The following is a 22,142-nucleotide window of genomic DNA, read 5'->3' on the forward strand; positions in this document are numbered from 1 at the left end:
GCCAGCGTTCAATCTGAGCCATGATCAAACTCTTCAGTTTAAGATCATAAGTGCTTGAAGTAGCACCAAACTTGGCTCAAGGTTCAAACGTTCTCAAATAGATCCGAAGATCTATGACGAGTCGCTTGCCTTGATGGTTCAATGACATGATCACCGAGCCATCAGCAAGCGCCCACATGAATTACCTGATCGATTGTTAAAGAGCGGCTTCAAACCCTGTCGGGTGAAGCGTCTCGCTTGCTGCCGGCCGGAGCGAACTCCGTGTCGCCAGCGCCCTGCGAGGAAGGCGTATTCTACCGATTCGCCTGGCGGTGTCAAGCGGTGACTGGCGATGCGCTGCATCCCGTCCGTGCTCCCGCTGACCGCCCATCTCTTCCTGCCGAGATGGCTGCGAATCCAGTGGCGCACATTCTACCGAACGTGCCGTGATTGTCAATCGGAATGTTTCGAAAGTAAACCGAAAAACTCCATGCAGAACAATCACTTCTGCCACTTCCACCGCCTGCAACGTGTGCCCGTCGCCGGCAGCGGATGCGTACTTTACGGCTTTCCCCGGCAGCGTGCAAGACCTCCCGGATAAAAAAGTGTCAGAGACGACGACGCCCGCACAAAGCGGGCGTAGCCAACCGACAAACAGGAAACTTTCAGGGTTCGGGCTGGTGCTTGAGCTTGCGCATCGCCGCCATCACCGGGCCAGAAACCACATAGGCACCGAACAGCAGCAGCAACATCACCGAGGGCTCCACGCTGATCACCACGAAGCCCAGCACGATGGCCAGCAGCACCACGAAGGGCACCGGTCCCTTGAGATCGATATCCTTGAAGCTGTAGTAGCGGATATTGCTGACCATCAGCACGCCGGCGGCAGCCACGATCACCAACATCAGCAGCTTGAAGCCGAAGGCCTCGGCATCGAAGCTGTGGAAGGTCCAGACGCTGGCCGCCACCAGCGCCGCCGCCGAGGGGCTGGGCAGGCCGATGAACCACTTCTTGTCGACGCTGCCGATCTGCACGTTGAAGCGTGCCAGGCGCAGGGCGGCGCAGGCCACATAAAGGAAGGCCACCACCCAGCCGGTCTTGCCGATATCCTGGAGGATCCAGGTGAAGGCGACCAGCGCCGGCGCCACTCCGAAGGAGAGCATGTCGGAGAGGCTGTCATACTCCGCACCGAAGGCACTCTGGGTGTTGGTCATCCGGGCCACGCGACCATCCAGGCCGTCGAGCACCATGGCGATGAAGATCGCCACGGAGGCGGCGGTGAAGTCGCCGTTGATGCCGGCAATCACCGCAAAGAAGCCGGCGAACAGCGCCGAGGTGGTGAAGAGATTGGGCAGCAGGTAGATGCCCTTGCGCCTGACGGTGCGGCCATCCTCTTCGGCCTCCTCGATCACCTCCGTCTCGCGCAGGAAGACCGACGCCAGGTCCTCGTCCTGGGGGCGCTCCTCTTCCCGAGGCGGCCCTTCGCTGTGGGGCGAGGCATCATGCTCATTGCTGCGGGGATCCTGACTCATCGTCTCATCCGTTGCCTGGAAATCATGGGGCCATTCTTGCACGGCCACCCATGGGCGCAAAGCCAACCATGCCAACTGGCACCACCCGGAAACGACCAGGGGCGCGGTTGCCCGCGCCCCTGATCCTCTTCTCGAGTTGCCGACTCGATCAGTTCTTGCTCTTGTCCACCAGCTGGTTGGCCGCGATCCACGGCATCATGCCGCGCAGCTTGGCACCCACCTGCTCGATCTCATGCTCGGCGTTCAAGCGACGACGCGCGGTCATGGAGGGGTAGTTGCTGTTACCCTCGTTGATGAACATCTTGGCGTATTCGCCGGTCTGGATGCGCTTAAGCGCATTGCGCATGGCGGCGCGAGACTGCTCGTTGATCACCTCGGTGCCGGTCACGTACTCGCCATACTCCGCGTTGTTGGAGATGGAGTAGTTCATGTTGGCGATGCCGCCCTCGTACATCAGGTCGACGATCAGCTTGAGCTCATGCAGACACTCGAAGTAGGCCATCTCCGGGGCGTAACCTGCCTCGGTGAGGGTCTCGAAGCCGGCCTTGACCAGCTCAACGGCGCCGCCGCAAAGCACAGCTTGCTCGCCGAACAGGTCGGTCTCGGTCTCGTCCTTGAAGGTGGTCTCGATGATGCCGCTGCGACCGCCGCCGATGGCTGCCGCGTAGGAGAGGGAGAGCTCCTTGGCGTTGCCGGTGGCGTCCTGATGGATGGCGATCAGGTCCGGAATACCGCCCCCACGCACGAACTCGGAGCGCACGGTATGGCCCGGGGCCTTGGGAGCGATCATCACCACGTCCAGATCCTTGCGCGGCTCGATCTGGTTGTAGTGGATATTGAAGCCGTGGGCGAAGGCCAGAGTGGCGCCCTGCTTCAGGTTCGGCTCGACCTCGTTCTCGTAGATCGCTTTCTGGTTCTCGTCCGGCGCCAGGATCATCACCACGTCGGCGTTCTTGCATGCCTCGGGTACGCTGGCGACCTTGAGGCCGGCACCTTCGGCCTTCGCGGCGGAGGAGGAGCCTTCACGCAGGGCGACGGTCACATCGACGCCGGACTCCTTGAGGTTGTTGGCGTGGGCATGGCCCTGGGAGCCGTAACCCACGATGGCGACCTTCTTGCCCTGGATGAGGGAGAGGTCACAATCCTTGTCGTAGTAAACGTGCATATCGTGCTCCTGAAAACATGAAATAAGTGAGGGTGTCAGCGTTGATGGCCACCCGCCCCGTCTGACGCGGGACTGGGTTCGCGGCATCCGATGGCTCAACAATACGCCAGCCTCGCCATTGCGTAAAACGCGATATTTGCAACGCTACATCCCGGGATATGCAATAATTGCTGGTATGGACATGCGCCCCCTCAACCACTTCCTCGCCCTGGCCGACACCCTGCACTTCGGGCGCGCCAGCGAGGCATGCCACGTCAGCACCTCCACTCTCTCTCGCTCCATCCGCCAGCTGGAGGAGAGCCTGGGAGTGACCCTGTTCGAGCGCGACAACCGACACGTCGCCCTCACCCGCCAGGGCGAGACCTTCCAGCACTATGCCCGGGAGACCCTGGAGCGCTGGGAGGAGCTGCGCCTGTCGCTGATGAGCGAGGCCCGACGGCTCACCGGCGAGATCAGCGTCTACTGCTCGGTCACCGCCAGCTACAGCTTCCTCTACGAACTGCTCAGCGAGTTCCGCAGTCGCCACCCCGGAATCGAGCTCAAGCTGCATACCGGCGACCCCGCCGAGGCGATGAGCCGTGTGCTCGCCGGGGATGAGGACATGGCGATCACGCCACGTCCGCGTCAGACACCAGAGGCGCTGGCCTTCAAGTCGCTGACCCGGGCGCCGCTGGTCTTTATCGCTCCCCGGGAAACGCCCGACTGGATCCCGCCCAGGCCGGAGTCACCCAGCGCCGAACAATGGCGCGAGGTACCCATGATCCTCTCCGAAGCCGGCCTGTCACGCAGCCATGCCGATACCTGGTTCCGGGCCCTGGGCGTGACGCCGCGGATCTATGCCCAGGTGGCCGGCCACGAGGCGATCGTCAGCATGGTGGGGCTGGGCTTCGGCATCGGCGTGGTGCCCAGGATCGTGCTCGACAACAGCCCGCTGCGGGAACGGGTGCGTATCCTGCCGGTGAAGCCGGAGCTGCCGCACTATGACGTCGGCCTCTGCGTGCTTGAGCGGCGCCTCAGGAGTCCGCTGATCCGCGCGCTCTGGGACGAGGTAGTGGAACGCTGAGCCGGGCCCAGACGCACAAAGGCCGCCCCTCGGGGCGGCCTTTGTGTTTTGTTGGCGCTTGTGCAGGAGGCCTACAGAGACAGTACCTTGTCGCCGCGGGCGATGCCCGAGACCCCGGTGCGCGCCACCTCCAGCACCCCCACCGGCTCCATGGCCTGCAGGAAGGCGTCGAGCTTGCCGGCGTCGCCGGTGATCTGCACTGTGAACAAGCTCGGTGTCACGTCGACGATCTGTGCACGAAAGATATCCGCGGTGCGCTTGACCTCGTCGCGAGTCGAGCCCAGAGCCTTCACCTTCACCAGCATCAGCTCGCGCTCGATGTGGTTGCCCTCGGTGAGGTCGACCAGCTTGACCACATCGATCAGCTTGTTGAGGTGCTTGGTGATCTGCTCGATGACCCGGTCGTCACCCACGGTCGTGACCGTCAGGCGCGACAGGGTCGGATCCTCGGTAGGCGCCACGTTCAGCGTCTCGATGTTGAAGTTGCGCTGCGAGAAGAGCCCCACCACGCGAGACAGGGCGCCCGGTTCGTTTTCCATCAGAATCGAGATGATATGGCGCATCAGGTCCGCTCCGTCTTGGAAAGCAGCATGTCACGCATGGAGCCCAGGGGCACCTGCATCGGATAGACGTGCTCGTGCGGGTCGACCGCCACGTCGAGGAACACCAGCTCGTGCGTGTCGGCGAAGGCACGCTCCAGTGCCGGCTCGAGCTCGTCGAGGGTCTCGACCTTCAGCGCGGTGAAGCCATAGGACTCGATCAGCTTCTGGAAGTCGGGCAGCGACTCCATGTAGGAGTGGGCGTGGCGCGACTTGTAGTTGAGGTCCTGCCACTGGCGCACCATGCCCAGCGAGGCATTGTTCAGGTTGACGATCTTCACGCCGCCCCCGAACTGCTTACAGGTGGAGAGCTCCTGCATCATCATCTGGAAGCTGCCCTCGCCGGTGACGCAGATCACCTGCTCGTCGGGGAAGTTCTGCTTGATGCCCATGGCCGCCGGGAAGCCGAAGCCCATGGTGCCCAGCCCCCCGGAGGTGATGAAGCGGTTGGGCTTGTCGAACTTGTAGTACTGGGCCGCGAACATCTGGTGCTGGCCCACGTCGGTGGTCACATAGGCCTCGCCGCGGGTGACCCGGCACAGCGCCTCGATCACCTCCTGGGGCTTGATCGTCTCACCGGGCTTCGAAGGCTCGTAGAGCTTGCCGGCACGCTCCTCGCGCCAGCCGTCGATCTTCTGCCACCACTCCTGGAGGGCCTCGGGATGGGCGATCTCCTTGCCCTGCACCAGGCTGATCATCTCGCTGATCACGCTGCCCGCCGGCCCCACGATGGGTACATCGGCACGCACGGTCTTGGAGACCGAGCTCGGGTCGATATCCACATGGATGACCTTGGCAGTCGGGCAGAACTTCGAGGTGTTGTTGGTCACGCGGTCGTCGAAGCGAGCGCCGATGGCGATCACCAGGTCGGCATGATGCATGGCCATGTTGGACTCGTAGGAGCCGTGCATGCCCAGCCAGCCCAGGCACTGACGATCGCTCTGGGGGTAGGCACCGATGCCCATCAGGGTGGTGGTGATGGGGTAGCCCAGGCGCTTGACCAGGTCGGTCAGCCCCTCGCTGGCCCGCCCGGTAACCACACCGCCGCCGGTGTAGAACACCGGGCGCTTGGCCTTGAGCATCAGCTCCACGGCCTTCTTGATCTGGCCGCTGTGACCGCGGGTGACCGGATTGTACGAGCGCATCTTGACCTTCTTCGGGTAGACGTACTCGTAGCGCTCGGTGGGTGCGGTCATGTCCTTGGGAATGTCCACCACCACCGGTCCCGGCCGGCCAGTGGCGGCCAGGTAGTAGGCCTTCTTGAGGACTTCCGGAATCTCGCTCGGGTGGCGGATCGAGAAGCTGTGCTTCACGATCGGCCGGGTCACGCCGACGATGTCGGTCTCCTGGAAGGCGTCGTCGCCGATCAGGTGGCTCATCACCTGGCCGCACAGCACCACCATCGGGATCGAATCCATGTAGGCGGTGGCGATGCCGGTGACGGCGTTGGTGGCGCCGGGGCCTGAGGTCACCAGCACGGTGCCCGGCTTGCCGGAAGCCCGGGCATAGCCGTCGGCGGCGTGGGTGGCGGCCTGCTCGTGGCGAACCAGGATGTGCTTGACCTTGTCCTGGCGGAACAGGGCGTCATAGATATGCAGCGCCGCGCCACCGGGATAACCATAGATATATTCGACGCCCTCATCCTGCAGGAAGCGGGCGATCATGTCCGCGCCGGAAAGTAATTCCACGTGTGTGTCTCCCCTGGAGGTCTCGAGTGCGATCCGTCCCCGCGACGGGAGACGGTGTCGAGTGCGGCGGTATGCCGCTGCCGGCCGTGCCGGCACCTGATGCCAAACCCTGGCAAGAAGCCCTGTTGGGGCCTGCACTCTCATCACGGCGGTTCGCCGCGGCGGGGCGTTGGCCGACCGGGGCGATGGGCCCGCAATCGGAAGTCCTTCGGCGAGTAGAGGCCGTGAGGCCTACCCTTCACACGGAGATGGGGGGTTGCCCGCTGGGTCCGTGCCCGTATCAGGAAGGGTCAAGATTCCATTAGCGCCGTAGCAGTGTCAACCGCGGAAACAGCGTGGGTAGCCCATTACTGGCCATTCGGCAAGGTACCCAGGGGCCAGGACGCCATAAAAGAGCCCGTCCACTCGTGGGGAGGGACGGGCAAGGGGGTTACAGGACGCAACCTGCCATTCAGTTTAGACAGGGGGCACCAGGATGCGAGGTCCGCCAGCGGCACATGCCCCCGACGGCACACTCTTCATCACGACGCAGCGGCGTCGCTCCGGGCGTTGCGAAACACCAGCCGATCCTCGTCGGCATCCACCCGGATCACGTCACCGGGAGAGAACTTGCCGGCCAGCAGATCCTGGGCCAGCGGGTTCTCGATGCGGGCCTGGATGGCCCGCTTGAGGGGGCGCGCGCCAAATACCGGATCGAAGCCAACGACCGCGAGCTGGGCCATGGCGGCATCGCTGACCTCGAGAGACAGCTCGTGCTCGGCCAGCCGCGCGCGCAGGCGGTCCAGCTGGATCCCGGCGATGGCCTGGATCTGCTCCTGACCGAGGGCGTGGAACACCACCACCTCGTCGATGCGGTTGATCAGCTCCGGGCGGAAGTGGCTGCCCACCACTTCCATCACGGCACTCTTCATCTGCTCGTAGTGGGTATCGTCGCCACCCATACGCTGGATGATGTCCGAGCCCATGTTGGAGGTCATCACGATCACGGTGTTGCGGAAGTCCACGGTGCGCCCCTGACCGTCGGTGAGGCGACCATCCTCCAGCACCTGCAGCAGGATGTTGAAGACGTCCGGGTGGGCCTTCTCCACCTCGTCGAGCAGGAGCACCGAGTAGGGCTTGCGGCGCACCGCCTCGGTCAGGTAACCGCCCTCCTCGTAGCCGACATAGCCGGGAGGCGCGCCGATCAGCCGCGCCACGGAGTGCTTCTCCATGAACTCCGACATGTCGATGCGCACCATCGCCTCCTCGGTGTCGAAGAGGAAGTTGGCCAGCGACTTGCAGAGCTCGGTCTTACCTACCCCGGTCGGGCCAAGGAACAGGAAGGAGCCGTTGGGCCGGTTGGGATCGGCGAGGCCGGCCCGGGAACGGCGCACCGCATTGGCCACCGCGGTCACCGCCTCGTCCTGGCCAATCACCCGCTCGTGCAGCGCCTCTTCCATGCGCAGCAGCTTGTCGCGCTCACCCTCCAACATCTTGGAGACCGGGATGCCGGTCCAGCGGGAGACCACCTCGGCGATCTCCTCCTCGGTGACGTTGGAGCGCAGCAGCTTATGCTTGGAGGTATCGGCCTCCGCCTCGCTGGATTCGGCGATCTTCTTCTCCAGATCAGGGATCACCCCGTACTGGATCTCCGACATCCGCGCCAGGTCGCCCTGGCGGCGCGCCTGCTCGAGCTCGACACGAGCGCGGTCGAGCTCCTCCTTGAACTGGCCCGCCCCCTGGATGCTGGCTTTCTCGGCCTTCCAGACCTCGTCGAGATCGGCGTACTCGCGCGAAAGCTCCTCGATCTGCTCCTCGAGGTGTTCGAGCCGCTTCCGCGAGGCCTCGTCGGTCTCCTTCTTGAGGTGTTCGCGCTCCATCTTCAGCTGGATCAGCCGGCGGTCGAGGCGATCCATCTCCTCTGGCTTGGAGTCGAGCTCCATGCGGATGCGCGAGCAGGCCTCGTCGACCAGGTCGATCGCCTTGTCGGGCAGCTGGCGGTCGGTGATGTAGCGGGTCGAGAGCTTGGCCGCGGCGATGATGGCGCCGTCGGTGATGTCGACCTTGTGGTGCACCTCATAGCGCTCCTTGAGGCCACGCAGGATCGCCACGGTGTCCTCCTCGGAGGGCTCGTCCACCAGCACCTTCTGGAAGCGACGCTCCAGGGCGGCATCCTTCTCGATGTACTTGCGGTACTCGTCCAGGGTGGTGGCGCCCACGCAGTGCAACTCGCCGCGCGCCAGGGCCGGCTTGAGCATGTTGCCGGCATCCATGGCGCCCTCGGCCTTGCCGGCGCCGACCATGGTGTGCAGCTCGTCGATGAACAGGATCACCCGGCCCTCCTCCTGGGCGAGCTCCTTGAGCACTGCCTTCAGGCGCTCCTCGAACTCGCCGCGGAACTTGGCCCCGGCCAGCAGCGCGCCCATGTCCAGCGACAGCACACGCTTGTCCTTGAGCCCCTCGGGCACCTCGCCATCGACGATACGCTGGGCCAGGCCCTCGACGATGGCGGTCTTGCCCACGCCGGGCTCGCCGATCAGGACCGGGTTGTTCTTGGTACGCCGCTGCAGCACCTGGATGGTGCGACGGATCTCGTCGTCACGGCCGATCACCGGGTCGATCTTGCCGCTGGCCGCTCGCTCGTTGAGGTCCAGGGTGTATTTCTCCAGCGCCTCGCGCTGGTCCTCGGCATTGGGGTCATCAACCTTCTCGCCGCCGCGCACGCTGTCGACAGTAGTCTCCAGCGACTTGCGAGTGACCCCGGCCTGAGTCAGCAGCTTGCTCACCGCGTGCCCCATCTCCAGCGCGGCCAGCAGTACCAGTTCACTGGCGATGTACTGGTCGCCGCGCTTCTGGGCCTCACGGTCGGTAAGGTTGAAGAGCTTGATCAGGTCGCGGGAGGGTTGCACCTCACCGTCGAAGTTGGCGACCTTGGGCAGGTCGTCGAGGTGGCCCACCAGGCCGTCACGCAGGCGAGCCGCATCGCCTCCGGCCTTCTGCACCAGCGCCTTGACGCCGGTATCGGTGGCCTCCAGCAGCGCCAGCAGCAGGTGGCCGGGCTCCAGCTGGTTATGCCCACGCCCCACGGCCAGCGACTGGGCGTCGGCCACGGCGTTCTGCAACTTGGCAGTGAACTTGTCGAAACGCATAGTAACTTCCTCCATCGGGATGGCGAGGCGGTCGGACGCCCCGCTTGACCCTGTGAATGTCTTGACACCTTCAATGGCGTCAGGCTGGCCGGGTTTCAAGTCGGCCGCCAGGGGAAGCGCGTGACAAGTTGACGCGGGTCAAAGGAGGAAGGGGGCTAGCGCAGCCAGATCACGCTGGCCATGCGGCCGGTGCGGCCGTCATCGCGCCGGTGGGAATAGAAGCGCGGTTCGCAGGCGGTGCAGAAGTGGCCGCCGCTGATATGCGAGACACCCAGACGCTCCAGGCGCAGGCGCGCCAGGCGGTAGAGGTCGGCCATGTAGTGGCCCAGGCGATAGGGGCTGGGGTCGAAGGCATCGGCGGCCTCAGGGTGCACGCCGACGAAGGCCTGGTAGACCTCGGGCCCTACCTCGAACTGGGCATTGGAGATCGCCGGCCCCAGCCAGGCCAACTGCTCCTCCGGCGGCACACCCAGTGCGGCCACCGTGGCCTCCAGCACGCCGCCGGCCAGCCCGCGCCAGCCGGCGTGGGCCACCGCCACCCGCTCACCGCGGCGGTCGCAGAGGAACACCGGCAGGCAGTCGGCGGTAAGCACCACGCAGGCATAGTCGCGATTGAAGGCCACCGCGGCGTCGGCCTCGGGCGGCTCGGCCGCATAGGCCTGCTGTACCCGGGCGCCATGCACCTGGTTGAGCCACAGCAGCGGGCGCTCCTCGTCGACCTGCTTCTGCAGCAGCCGCCGGCACAGCGCCACATGGTCGGGGTTGTCGCCCACGTGATCGGCAGGATTGAAGCAGGCGAAGTCGCCCTGGCTGGGACCGGTCTCACGAGTGGTGACGAAGGCCCCCACGGAGGTGGGCGCCGGCCAGTCGGGCATGACCAGGGAGGGCCGCAGGTCGGGGGCGTCGCTCATGGCAGTTTCCTCGTCACGGCAGGGTAGTCAGCGCATCGTCCGGTGATCGTCGCGCAGGTAGTCGAGCAGCATCAGCAGGTCGTCCGGCAGGGCCGCCCGGAAGCTCACCTTCTCTCCACTCCCCGGGTGCACGAAGGCCAGCTTGCGGGCGTGCAGCGCCTGGCGCGGGAACTCGCGCAGGATCTCCTTGAGCGTCTCCGAGGCACCGGCCGGCAGCTTGAGACGGCCACCGTAGACGGGGTCGCCGACCAGGGGATAGCGCAGATGGGCGAGATGCACGCGAATCTGGTGGGTGCGCCCGGTCTCCAGCCGGCAGCGCACATGGGTGTGGGCGCGGAAGCGCTCCACCACCCGGTAGTGGGTCACCGCCGGCTTGCCCGAGGCGGTCACCGCCTGGCGCTTGCGATCCTTGGGGTGCCGGCCGATGGGCGCATCCACCGTACCACCGGCGGTCATCACACCCACGCAGATCGCATCGTACTCCCGCGACACCGTGCGCGCCTGCAGCTGCTCCACCAGCGCCGTCTGGGCGGTCAGGGTCCTGGCCACCACCATCAGGCCGCTGGTGTCCTTGTCCAGGCGATGGACGATGCCGGCCCGGGGCACCGACGCCAACGCCGGGTCGTGGTGCAGCAGGGCATTGAGCAGGGTGCCATCCGGATTGCCTGCCGCCGGGTGCACCACCAGGCCCGGCGGCTTGTTGATCACCAGCACCTGGTCGTCCTCGTGGACCACATCCAGGGGGATGTCCTCGGGCTCGAAGCGAGTATCGTCCTCGACCTCGGTGCAAAGGCGCAGCCACTCGCCGCCATAGACCTTGTCCTTGGGCCGTGCCGGCCGATCGTCCAGGGTCAGGTCGCCGGCCTTGATCCAGGCCTTGAGGCGCTCGCGGGAGAAATCGGCGAAGAGTTCCGCGGCGGCCTGGTCGAGGCGCTGACCGGCCATGGCGTCGGGAACACGCTGCTGTGCTTCGAAGGTCTGGGACATGGAAGAGGGTGACCGTTTGCGGGGATCAGGATCGAGGCGCCGCCGATGACTGCGTTTTGCCACGCAGTGCTTTATAGTGAGCGGGTTTAGAGCCGATTCTAACACGGCCTGTCCGCGTTGTTTGCCACGAGGATCACGATGCGCGTTTCCAACACCCCTGCCCGTTTCGCGGCCCTGCTCCTGGCCACCAGCCTGCTGACCGGCTGCTCGCTGTTCGGCGGCGGCGCCGATGACTCTCGCGACGAGGGTGCCAGTACCTCCTCGCAGGTCGCGGATGAAGAGGTCGAGTATGCCAACCTCGGCGAGCGCGAGCTCTACGAGGAGGCGCGCGAATCCCTGGACCGCGGCAACTTCACTGCCGCCATCTCCCGGCTCGAGGCGCTGGACACCCGCTTCCCGTTCGGCGGTCACGCCGAGCAGGCCCAGCTGGAGCTGATCTACGCCTACTACGAGATCGACGACTGGGAAGCGACCCGCGCCGCGGCCAACCGCTTTATCCGCCTGCATCCCAGCCATCCCCAGGCCGACTATGCGCTCTACATGCGCGGGCTGGCCGCCTGGCAGGCTGGGCGCTTCAGCCTCGAGCGCCTCAAGCTGATCGATATCTCCAAGCGCGACCTGGGCGCCTCCCGCGACGCCTATACCGACTTCCGCGAGCTCGTCCGGCTCTACCCCAACAGCCAGTACGCCCCCGATGCCCGCCAGCGCATCGTCTACCTGCGCAACCTGCTGTCACGCCATGAGCTGCACGTGGCCGATTACTACATGCGCCGCGGTGCCTACCTGGCCGCCGTGGAGCGGGGCCGCTGGGTGGTAGAGAACTACCCGGAGAGCGAGGCGACTCGTGATGCCCTGGCGGTCATGGTGGAAGGCTACCTGGGCCTGGAGATGCGCGACCGCGCCCGCGAGGTGCTCCGGGTGCTGATCGACAACGCCCCGAACCACGACCAGCTGCGTGGCCGCACCTTCGAGCCACGCCATGTCGACGCCGAATCAATCTCTGCCTGAGCCCACCCCACCCGAACCGTCTCATGGGGCCGCCAGCCTTGCTGGTGGCCCCATGTTGCATATGGACCAAGATACAAGAGCCGACCAGCACCATTCCTAGGTATACTGAGCCAAGCATGGCATCACGACTCTCCTGACCGATAGGCCCCCCATGAGTCCAGGCGACCCGTCGCGCGTCACTCAGCGAATCCGCCGGATGCACCGGCACATCCGGATCCTGGCCGCCCTGGGCATCCTGGTCACCGGCCTGCTGGCCGGACTCGCCACCGCCCTGCCCTTCTACCTGGCCGCCCGCGACAGCGTCGAGGAGACGACCCGCCTCGGGGCCGAAGCCCAGGCGGCAGTCCTGCATCACGAACTGACTCGCTACGTCGATATCGCTCGCCAGCTCGCCAGCCGCAGCGAGATTCGCAAGCGCCTTGAGCAGTACACCCTGGGAGAGGTTTCGCTGCCGGCACTCCGGCGCTTCACCGAGCCCCGACTGGCCGACGCCCTCGACGAGATCCGCGACATCCGAGGCATACTGCGTCTGGGCCCGGCAGATGAGGCGGTCGCACAACTGGGCACGCCCCCGTCTCTCGCCACGCTACCGGCACTTGCCGAGGCCAGCGATGTCGCCACCTGCCGTGTCGTCCTGATCCAGGACGACCCTTCGCTGCTGCAGACCTGCCTGACGATTGCCGGACAGCATGGCCAACCCATCGGTCGCGACATCCTGGTCTTCAGCACCGAGCGGCTCGCCGCGCTGCTCGAGGATGGCCGACGCTTCGGCCCCAACGTGCGCCAGGTGCTGGTCGAGCAGGAAAGCGGACTCCAGCTCACCTCCACTGCGTCGGGAGCGAGCCTCACTCCCTTCGACCCGGCACGCAGCGAGCCGCATCAGGCCATCTACCGTGTGCCCCTCGAGACCCCCGGCTGGGAGCTGCGAGTGGCGATCCCCGATACCGATATCCTGCACGCCGTCTGGGACCAGCTGCTGTGGCCCGTGATTGCGGTAGGCCTGCTGACCCTGCTCGGCACTGCCGTCGTCAGCCGCGCCCTTGCCCCGCTGCTCACCCAGGTGGCCAACCAGGCGCAGCGGCTGGCCGAGACTGACGAGGAACTGCGTCAGGCGGCCAGCGTCTTCCGCCATGCCCACGAGGCGATCGCCATCACCGATGCCGACCAGCACCTGCTCGACATCAACCCGGCCTTCACCCGACTGCTGGGCTACCCTCCCGAGGCAGTGAGGGAACAACCGCTGGAGGCGCTGATTGCCGTCCATGGCGACACTGCCGAGAAGCTGGATGCGGGCAGCGAAGCCCTGGCCCAGCGGGATGCCTGGCAGGGAGAGGTACGTTACCGCCGCGCCGATGGCAGCATCCTCACCGCCCTGCAGACCATCAGCACGGTGCGCGACGAGGAGGGGCGGCCACGGCGTCATATCCATATCTTCAACGACATCACCGCCCAGAAGGCCGCCGAGGCAGAGATCCAGCACCGTGCCCTGCACGACGAGCTGACCGGACTGCCCAATCGCCTCCACCTGGAGCAGCACCTGGCCCAGGGAATGCGACTGGCACACCGCGAGGCATTCGGGCTGGGAGTCCTGTTCCTGGACCTGGACCACTTCAAGGAGGTCAACGACAGCCTCGGTCATGCCGCCGGCGACGACCTGCTGCGAGCCGTGACACGGCGCCTGCGCGGGGCGCTGCGCGAGGCCGACTTCCTGGCCCGGCTGGGCGGTGACGAGTTCGTCGCCGTGCTGATGCCGGTTGACGACGACCAGGGCGCCATCCGCGTCGCAGTCAAGCTGATCGAGGCCCTCACCGCCCCCTTCACCCTCGACGGGCACGAGATCCGCATCGGCGTCTCCGTGGGCATCGCACTCTATCCCGGGGATGGTGACAAAGGGCACGCACTGCTCGAGGCCGCCGACGCGGCGATGTACCGTGCCAAGCAGGCCGGCCGCAACACCTGGCGCCGCCACGCAGCCTGAGGGTCTGGTGACCAGATGACGCCTGGGACAGTCCGCAGAAAAAGAAACACCCCACCTGGCTGGCCCGATGGGATGTCGATGGTCTACCTCACGGCTTGGCCGCTTGAGGCTGGCGGCTTGGCTGCTGCTACTCCCCCGGCTGCCAGCCGTTGACGATGGGGTAGCGGCGATCGCGGCCGAAGCCTCGCCGGGTCACCCGCACGCCCACCGGCGCCTGACGGCGCTTGTACTCGCAGCGGTCCACCAGCTTGACCACCCGGTAGACGTCGTCGCGGTCGAAGCCCGCCTCGATGATCGCCTCGGCGCTCATGTCGCCCTCGATATAGCGCACCAGGATGGCGTCCAGGGTGTCGTAGTCGGGCAGCGAATCGCTGTCCTGCTGGTCCGGGGCCAGCTCCGCGGAGGGTGGGCGCTCGATCACCCGCTCGGGGATCGCCGGCGACTGGGTGTTGCGCCAGCGCGCCAGGCGATAGACCCAGGTCTTGTAGACATCCTTGATGGCGTTGTAGCCGCCCACCATGTCGCCGTAGAGCGTGGCGTAGCCCACCGCCATCTCGCTCTTGTTGCCAGTGGTCAGCACCATCAGGCCCTTCTTGTTGGAGAGTGCCATCAGCAGCACGCCGCGACAGCGCGACTGCAGGTTCTCCTCGGTGGTATCGCGCTGCGTGCCCTCGAAGGCTCCGGCCAGCGTCGTCATGAACGCCTCCACCATGGGTTCGATGGGCATCACCTCGTAGTGCACGCCGAGCATGTCGGCCTGCCTGGCGGCGTCCTCCTTCGAGATATCCGCGGTGTAGTGGTAGGGCATCATCACCGCCTCCACCCGCTGCGGGCCCAGGGCGTCCACGGCGATGGCCAGCGACAGCGCGGAATCGATCCCCCCCGAGAGCCCGAGCACCACGCCCTCGAAGCCGCTCTTGTTGACGTAGTCGCGCAAGCCAGTGACCAGCGCACAGTAGAGGTTCTCCTCCGGAGTGACGTCGGGTTCGGTCTCCCCGGCCTGGGGCACCCAGGCGCCCTGCTGGTGGATGAACTGCACCGGCATCACCCCCACCGCCCAGTGAGGGGCCTGCACCACCAGCTCGCCGGTCGCATCCACGCAGGCCGAACCGCCGTCGAACACCAGCTCGTCCTGGCCGCCGATCTGGTTGACGTAGACGATGGGCAGCGCCACCGCCGCGGCGCGCTCCTCCAGCAGGCGCAGCCGCTCGGCGGGCTTGTCCTGGTGGAAGGGCGAGGCGTTGAGGCTGATCAGGATCTCGGCACCGGCCTCCTTCGCCTGGCGCGCCGGCGCCTCCTCCCAGAGGTCCTCGCAGATCAGCAGGCCCAGCTTCGCCCCACGATGCTCGATCACCAGCGGCTCGCTGCCACGAGCGAAGTAGCGCTGTTCGTCGAACACCTCGTAGTTGGGCAGCGCCTGCTTGGCGTACTCACCCAGCCACTCGCCGTCGAAGAGCGCGCCGGCCAGGTTCCAGAGCCTTCCCTCGCGGCGGCCGGGGTAGCCGACGATCACCAGCACGTCGCGCACCACCTTCTCTGCCATGCGGGTACGCGCCGCACGCAGGCGAGTCTCCATGGAGGGGCGCAGCAGCAGGTCCTCCGGCGGATAGCCGGTCAGGAACAGCTCGGGGAGCACCACGATATCGGCGCCATGCTCGATGCGCGCCTCACGCACCGCCTCGATGGCGCGTTCGGTGTTGCCGGGAATATCCCCTACCAGAGGGTCCAGCTGAGCCATCACCAGCGTCAGGTCTTGCATGGGCTTGGAAATCTCTCGAGAATCGATGTATGCCCTCATTGTCCCGCATGGGCGGCCGACTGGCAAAGCCGACCACCCCACCTGGGAGCCACCTGGATGAACCTCTTGATAATTCGCCTGATCATCTTCGCCGTGCTGTTCCTGGCCGGCCTCAAGCTGTACCGCATCTACCGGGAATGGAAACTGGAGCGCGAAGAGCTGCTGGAGGACGACCGCGAGGGCGCCGGGGGCAATCAGATGGTTCGCTGCGCCTGGTGCCAGGTGCATGTGCCGGAGAGCGAAGCCCAGCGCGAGAGAGGCGAGTGGTTCTGCTCCAGCGCCCACCGCGACCGCTACCTCCAGGAGCAGCAGGAACAGGAAGACCGGGATGGCGACGACGAGCCGCGTTCCTGAGTCGCCGACCCTTCGCCACGCCCGGCTTGCCCTCGAGGCAACGCCGGCTGAGCTACCCCGCCTCGACCGCCTTGCGATAGCGCCCGGTATAGTCGAAGAGCTTCTCGCGCACCTGCCAGTGGCGCCCCACCTTGCGCCCCACCACGAAATCCGGATGACGCAGCCTATGCTCCTCGGCGACCACCTCCTCGGGCGAGGTGGGCCGGAAGGGGACCCCCGGGGCCCGCAGGTGCTGACGCAGGAAGGCCGCGGCGAAGGCGCCGCGCTGGGCCGGGGTCTCCAGGGCGAACCACTCCGCCAGCGTTACGCCCTCCTCGTCATGATAGGTGACCTTGAGCCGCGCCTGGCCGCGGCCATTGACGGTGGCCTCGAGCTGCATGCCAGCCACCCGCAGCACCCGGGCGTCGCGCAGGCGCAACGCCTCCTTCAGCTTGTCGTCGGCGTCCACCAGCAGGGTCTGGCAGCCGTGGCAGCGCCGGGCGGCGATATCGTTCTCGGCACCGCACTCCCCGCACACCTTGAAGCGAAAGCGAAACGAACACTGCTCCATCGTCGACGTTGATTTTTCGCTTTTCGCGCGGGGCCGGGCGCGACTAGAAAGAACCAGCCCCTGGCAGCGCCTCCCGAAGTGCTCGATCACCAGTTCGCCATCGCGCTTGCCCCAGAAGAGGTTGGCGTGTCCGCAGGCCGGGCACTCCACCTGCACCGGCTCGCTGTCGGAGTCGGGCCGGGGCGAGCCCACCTCCGGGGCATAGAGGTCCCAGGGGTTGCCAGCGTAGTCGAGGATCAGGCAGTCGCGCTTGCCCGGCGAGAGGCGCAGCCCACGGCCGACGATCTGCTGGTAGAGGCTCACCGACTCGGTGGGACGCAGGATGGCGATCAGGTCCACATGGGGGGCATCGAAGCCGGTGGTCAACACCGCCACGTTGACCAGGTACTTGATCTCGCGGGCCTTGAAGGCGGCGATGATCCGCTCGCGCTCGGTGGAGGGGGTCTCGCCGGTGATCAGCGCCGCCGCGGCCGCCGGCAGGTAGCCAAGGATCTCCTCGGCGTGGGCCACGCTTGCGGCGAAGAGCATCACCCCCTGGCGGTCGCGGGCGCGCTCGATGACCTCGGCGATGATCCCCGGCGTGGCACGGTTACCCGCCGCCACCCGGTTGAGCTCCTCCTCCCGGAACAGGCCGCCGGTGGAGGGAGCCAGCGCCGAGAAGTCGTAGCGCTCCACCGCGGCATCCACCCTTACCGGCTCAGCGAGGTAGCCCTGCTTGACCATCAGGCGTAGTGGCTGCTCGAAGACGCACTCCCGGAAGAAGACGTCGGCCTCGCCGCGCACCATGCCGTGATGGTGGCGGTGATAGATGAAGCCCTGACCGAGCCGATAGGGGGTGGCGGTCAACCCCAGCACCTTGAGGCGCGGGTTGGCCCGGCGCAGTCGCTCGATCACCCGGCGATAGCTGGCATCCTCGGCGGGGGAGACCCGGTGACACTCGTCGATCACCAGCAGGGTGAAGTCGCCATCGTCGAAGCGCTCTAGGCCGCGCACCACCGACTGCACCGAACCGAACACCACCTGGCGGCCGCTCTCCTTGCGCCCCAAGCCGGCGCTGAAGATATCCGCGGACAGGCCGTAGGCCTGGTACTTGGCGTGGTTCTGCTCCACCAGCTCGCGCACATGGGCCAGCACCAGCACCCGCCCCCGGGCCAGCCGCGCCAGCTCGGCGATCACCAGCGACTTGCCGCTGCCCGTGGGCAGCACCACCACCGCCGGCTCATCCGAGCCCCGGAAGTGCTCGATCACCCGGCGCACCGCCTCCTGCTGGTAGGGGCGCAGTGCCGGGGCCGCAGACGCCGAAGGCGACCCGGAGGCCGCCTTCTGTACAGGGTCATGGGGCAACACGAAAACCCTCAGCCCACCCACACCCGGGCATTGCGGAAAAGCCGCTGCCAGGCGCCATCCTGCGTCCACTCCGCCGGACGCCAGGAGTTGGTCACCGCACGCACCACCCGCTCCGGGTGGGGCATCATGATGGTGACTCGGCCGTCCGGGGTGGTCAGGCCGGTGATGCCCGAGGGCGAGCCGTTGGGGTTGGCCGGATAGCGAGTGGTCACCTGGCCATAGTTGTCCACGTAGCGCAGCGCCACCTCGCCGCTGCCCTGCATCCCGCGCAGGTGGGCACTGTCGCGGAACTCGGCGCGACCCTCGCCGTGGGCCACGGCGATGGGCAGCCGCGAGCCCTGCATGCCGGCCAGCAGGATCGAGGGACTCTCCTCCACCTGGACCATGGCCACGCGGGCCTCGAACTGCTCGGACTCGTTGCGCACGAAGCGCGGCCAGGCCTCGGCGCCGGGAATCAGCTCCTTGAGCTGGGCCAGCATCTGGCAGCCATTGCAGACGCCCAGCGAGAAGCTGTCGTCGCGCTCGAAGAAGGCCGCGAACTGCTCACGGGCACGCTCGTTGAACAGCACCGACTTGGCCCAGCCGCCACCGGCACCCAGCACGTCGCCGTAGGAGAAGCCGCCGCAGGCCACCAGGCCCTTGAACTCATCCAGCGACACCCGCCCCGCAAGGATATCGCTCATATGCACATCCACGGCCTCGAAGCCGGCGTGGTCGAAGGCCCAGGCCATCTCCACCTGGCCGTTGACCCCCTGCTCGCGCAGCACCGCCACCGCGGGCCGCGCCAGGTTGAGCCCGGGTGCCTGGAGATAGGGGGCGGCGATATCCTCATCGACATCGAAGGTGGGTGTGGCGGAGAGCCCCGGGTCGCGGTCGTCGAGCAGGCCATCGAACTCGCTCTTGGCGCACTCGGGGTTATCGCGCAGCGCCTGCAGTCGATAGCTGGTCTCGGCCCAGGTGCGCTGGGCGCGCAGCCGGGTGGTCTCCAGCAGCGGCTCCTCGAAGAGGGTGACCCGCACCTGGTCGTCGTAGCGTGGCCGGGCGATGACGCCGCAGGTCTCGAGGCCGGCGGCGGCGAACTGGGCCAGCACCTCCTCGGTGTGTTCGCGGCTCACCTGGATCACCGCGCCCAGCTCCTCGGCGAACAGCGCGTTGAAGGCCTCCACCGGCTCATCCACCAGCCAGTCGAGCTTGATCTCCAGGCCGGCATGCGCGGCGAAGGCCATTTCCAGCAGGGTCACCAGCAGACCGCCGTCGCTGCGGTCGTGGTAGGCGAGCAGCTTGCCCGCGGCGTTGAGCCCCTGGATCACCGCGAAGAACGCCTTGAGATCCTCCGGGTCATCCAGGTCCGGGGCCTCGTCACCGACCTGGCCGTAGACCTGGGCAAGCGCCGAGCCGCCCAGGCGGTTCTGCCCCTCGCCCAGGTCGATCAGGATCAGGTCGGACTCGTCCTGCTCCAGGTTGATCTGGGGCGTCAGGGTACGCATGGCATCGCTGACTGGGGCGAAGCCGGTGATCACCAGGGAGAGCGGCGAGGTGACGCTCTTCTCCTCGACGTCACCCTTCGCATTCTCCTCCTGCCAAGCGGTACGCATGGACATGGAGTCCTTGCCCACCGGCACGGCGATGCCCAACGCCGGGCAGAGCTCCATGCCCACCGCATGGACGGCGTCATACAGCGCCTGGTTCTCGCCGGGGTGGTCGGCCGCGCTCATCCAGTTGGCGGAGAGCTTGATGTCGGAAAGCTTGTCGATGGGCGCTGCGGCCAGGTTGGTGATCGCCTCGGCCACCGCCAGGCGGGCGCTGGCGGCGGGGTCGATCAGCGCCACCGGCGGACGTTCGCCCATGGCCATGGCCTCGCCCGCATGGGTATCGAAGCTGGCCGTGGTCACCGCCACGTCGGCCACCGGCACCTGCCAGGGCCCGACCATCTGGTCGCGGGCCACCTGGCCGGTGATGGAGCGGTCGCCGATGGTGATCAGGAAGCTCTTGGACGCCACGGTGGGCAGGCGCAGCACGCGGTCCATGGCCTCGCGCAGGTCGAGGTTGTCGAGCATCACCCCCGGCAGCTCGTTGGCCTGGCGCTGGAATTCCCGGGTCATCTTCGGCGGCTTGCCGAACAGCACGCTCATCGGCAGGTCGACGGGCTGGCTCTCGAAGTGGCCGTCACGCACCGCCAGGTGGTGGGCCTGGGTAGCCTCGCCAACCACGGCATAGGGGCAGCGCTCGCGGGCACACAGGGCATCGAATGTGTCGAGATCCTCGGCCGCTACCGCCAACACGTAGCGCTCCTGGGCCTCGTTGCACCAGATCTCCAGCGGGCTCATGCCGGGCTCGGCGTTGGGCACCGCGCGCAGGTCGAACTGACCGCCGCGGCAGCCATCCTTGACCAGCTCCGGCAGCGCATTGGAGAGGCCGCCGGCCCCCACATCGTGGATAAAGCGGATCGGGTTGGCCTCGCCTAGCGCCCAGCAGCGGTCGATCACCTCCTGGGCGCGGCGCTCGATCTCGGGGTTGCCGCGCTGCACCGAGGCGAAGTCCAGGTCGGCGCTGGAGGCGCCGGAGGCCATGGAGGAGGCCGCACCGCCACCCAGGCCGATCAGCATGGCCGGACCGCCCATCACGATGAGCTTGCCACCCACCGGAATCTCGCCCTTCTGCACGTGGCCGTCGCGGACGTTGCCGTAGCCGCCGGCGATCATGATCGGCTTGTGGAAGCCGCGGCGCTCGATGCCGTTGGCGCCCAGCGCCTCCTGCTCGTAGGTACGGAAGTAGCCGGTGAGGTTGGGCCGGCCGAATTCGTTGTTGAAGGCCGCGCCGCCGATGGGGCCCTCGAGCATGATCGCCAGCGCCGAGACGATGCGCTCGGGCTTGCCGTAGTCGAAGGCCTCCCAGGGCTGCACGAACTCGGGGATACGCAGGTTGGATACCGTGAAGCCGCTGAGTCCCGCCTTGGGCTTGCCGCCGATGCCGGTGGCGCCCTCGTCACGGATCTCGCCGCCGGCGCCGGTGGCCGCCCCCGGGTGCGGCGCGATGGCCGTCGGGTGGTTGTGGGTCTCCACCTTCATCAGGATCTGGATCGGCTCGGCATGGCCCGCGTAGGTGGCACGCTCCCCCGCCTGGCCGGTCAGCGGTGCCGGGAAGAAGCGCGGCGCCTCGCAGCCACGGATCACCGCCGCGTTGTCGCTGTAGGCGGAGAGGATGTCGTCCGGCGAGGCCTGGTAGGTGTTCTTGATCATCTTGAACAGCGAGTGCGTCTGCGCCTCGCCGTCGACCACCCAGTCGGCATTGAAGATCTTGTGGCGACAGTGCTCGGAGTTCGCCTGGGCGAACATCATCAGCTCGACGTCGGTGGGGTTGCGCCCCAGGTCGCGGAAGGCCTCGACCAGGTAGTCGATCTCGTCATCCGCCAGGGCCAGGCCCAGCTCGGTGTTGGCGGTGACCAGCGCCTCGCGCCCCCCTGCGAGAAGGTCGACACTGCCCAGCGGCGCCGGCTCGTGGTGGGCGAACAGCTTGGCCGCATCGCTCGAGTCGGTGAGCACCGTCTCGGTCATGCGGTCGTGGAGGGCGGCAATGATCCGCTCGAAGGCCTTCTCGGAGAGCATCCCCTTGAGCTTGACCCGGTAGGCGATGCCACGCTCGATGCGCCTCACCTGGGAAAGGCCGCAGTTATGGGCGATATCGGTCGCCTTGGAGGACCAGGGCGACTGGGTGCCGATACGCGGCACCACCAGAAACAATTGGCCCTCGCGGACATCCTCGTCCCGGGGCTCGACCCCGTAGTCGAGCAACTGCTCAAGCACGGCCAGGGCCTCGCCGGACAGCTCGCCCTCGTGGTCGACGAAGTGCACGTATTCCGCCGTGAGCGAGGCAACGTCACCCACGCCGTCGCGCAGGGCGGCCAGCAGCTTGGCATGACGGAAGGCGGAGAGGGCGGGGGCGCCGCGCAGTTCGAGCATATCCAGGAGCCTCTGAGAGTCTTCACGATCGGGGGCCGCGGCCTGCGGCAACGAGCGCACATGATACTGGAAAGCGCAGGTGGCGAGAAATCCGCC

General features: G+C 66.8%; 14 protein-coding genes. 4 read left to right on the forward strand and 10 right to left on the reverse strand.

Features of this window, described 5'->3' with window-relative positions:
- Nucleotides 1-644: 644 nt before the first annotated feature.
- Together pssA and ilvC are read right to left on the reverse strand one after the other, a co-directional pair.
- Nucleotides 645-1,511 carry a CDP-diacylglycerol--serine O-phosphatidyltransferase gene (gene pssA / locus LWH48_RS14915; protein ID WP_161430319.1) on the reverse strand — a complete coding sequence of 289 codons (867 nt, stop codon included), beginning with the start codon at nt 1,509-1,511 and terminating at the stop codon, nt 645-647.
- A gap of 148 nt (nt 1,512-1,659) precedes the next feature.
- A complete protein-coding gene (gene ilvC, locus LWH48_RS14920) occupies nt 1,660-2,676 on the reverse strand; it encodes a ketol-acid reductoisomerase (RefSeq protein ID WP_232913156.1) in 1,017 nt (338 codons plus the stop codon).
- 175 nt (nt 2,677-2,851) lie between these two features.
- Between ilvC and ilvY the strand changes: the two genes are divergently transcribed.
- Nucleotides 2,852-3,739: an HTH-type transcriptional activator IlvY gene (ilvY, locus tag LWH48_RS14925; protein ID WP_161430317.1), complete on the forward strand. Its 888-nt coding sequence runs from the start codon at nt 2,852-2,854 to the stop codon at nt 3,737-3,739.
- A 71-nt stretch (nt 3,740-3,810) separates the two neighbouring features.
- On the opposite strand, the gene ilvN is transcribed toward ilvY, so the two are convergent.
- From ilvN to rluD, 5 genes are all read right to left on the reverse strand, one after another.
- Entirely contained in the window at nt 3,811-4,302 is a 492-nt protein-coding gene (gene ilvN, locus LWH48_RS14930; protein ID WP_089680772.1) for an acetolactate synthase small subunit, read from the reverse strand.
- Complete coding sequence (locus LWH48_RS14935; protein ID WP_232913157.1) at nt 4,302-6,026, reverse strand: acetolactate synthase 3 large subunit; 1,725 nt, start codon at nt 6,024-6,026, stop codon at nt 4,302-4,304. Before LWH48_RS14935 ends, ilvN begins: the two co-directional genes overlap by 1 nt.
- A 521-nt stretch (nt 6,027-6,547) precedes the next feature.
- The gene (clpB, locus tag LWH48_RS14940) at nt 6,548-9,154 is read right to left on the reverse strand and encodes an ATP-dependent chaperone ClpB (RefSeq protein ID WP_232913158.1); all 2,607 of its coding nucleotides are present in this window, start codon (nt 9,152-9,154) and stop codon (nt 6,548-6,550) included.
- A 155-nt stretch (nt 9,155-9,309) separates the two neighbouring features.
- Nucleotides 9,310-10,065: a peptidoglycan editing factor PgeF gene (pgeF, locus tag LWH48_RS14945; RefSeq protein WP_232913159.1), complete on the reverse strand. Its 756-nt coding sequence runs from the start codon at nt 10,063-10,065 to the stop codon at nt 9,310-9,312.
- A gap of 27 nt (nt 10,066-10,092) precedes the next feature.
- Nucleotides 10,093-11,052, reverse strand: coding sequence for a 23S rRNA pseudouridine(1911/1915/1917) synthase RluD (gene rluD / locus LWH48_RS14950; protein ID WP_232913160.1), 960 nt, complete (start codon nt 11,050-11,052; stop codon nt 10,093-10,095).
- 138 nt (nt 11,053-11,190) lie between these two features.
- Here rluD and LWH48_RS14955 point away from each other — a divergent pair, with 138 nt between their 5' ends.
- Together LWH48_RS14955 and LWH48_RS14960 are read left to right on the forward strand one after the other, a co-directional pair.
- Nucleotides 11,191-12,060 carry an outer membrane protein assembly factor BamD gene (locus LWH48_RS14955; RefSeq protein WP_232913161.1) on the forward strand — a complete coding sequence of 290 codons (870 nt, stop codon included), beginning with the start codon at nt 11,191-11,193 and terminating at the stop codon, nt 12,058-12,060.
- A gap of 196 nt (nt 12,061-12,256) precedes the next feature.
- On the forward strand, nt 12,257-14,038 hold the full coding sequence (locus LWH48_RS14960; protein ID WP_232913162.1) for a diguanylate cyclase domain-containing protein: 1,782 nt from the start codon (nt 12,257-12,259) through the stop codon (nt 14,036-14,038).
- 127 nt (nt 14,039-14,165) lie between these two features.
- On the opposite strand, the gene LWH48_RS14965 is transcribed toward LWH48_RS14960, so the two are convergent.
- A complete protein-coding gene (locus LWH48_RS14965; RefSeq protein ID WP_232913163.1) occupies nt 14,166-15,797 on the reverse strand; it encodes an NAD+ synthase in 1,632 nt (543 codons plus the stop codon).
- Between the two features lie 96 nt (nt 15,798-15,893).
- On the opposite strand from LWH48_RS14965, the gene LWH48_RS14970 reads away from it, so the two are divergent.
- Nucleotides 15,894-16,190, forward strand: coding sequence for a PP0621 family protein (locus LWH48_RS14970; protein ID WP_232913164.1), 297 nt, complete (start codon nt 15,894-15,896; stop codon nt 16,188-16,190).
- Nucleotides 16,191-16,242: 52 nt separating this feature from the next.
- Here LWH48_RS14970 and LWH48_RS14975 read toward each other — a convergent pair whose 3' ends face one another.
- Both LWH48_RS14975 and purL read right to left on the reverse strand, forming a co-directional pair.
- Entirely contained in the window at nt 16,243-18,087 is a 1,845-nt protein-coding gene (locus LWH48_RS14975; RefSeq protein WP_442908318.1) for a DEAD/DEAH box helicase, read from the reverse strand.
- Between the two features lie 8 nt (nt 18,088-18,095).
- Nucleotides 18,096-22,046: a phosphoribosylformylglycinamidine synthase gene (purL, locus tag LWH48_RS14980; RefSeq protein ID WP_232913165.1), complete on the reverse strand. Its 3,951-nt coding sequence runs from the start codon at nt 22,044-22,046 to the stop codon at nt 18,096-18,098.
- Between the last annotated feature and the right edge of the window lie 96 nt (nt 22,047-22,142).

Origin of the sequence: Halomonas sp. G15, from assembly GCF_021282295.1 — a bacterium.
GTDB classification, from domain to species: domain Bacteria; phylum Pseudomonadota; class Gammaproteobacteria; order Pseudomonadales; family Halomonadaceae; genus Halomonas; species Halomonas alimentaria.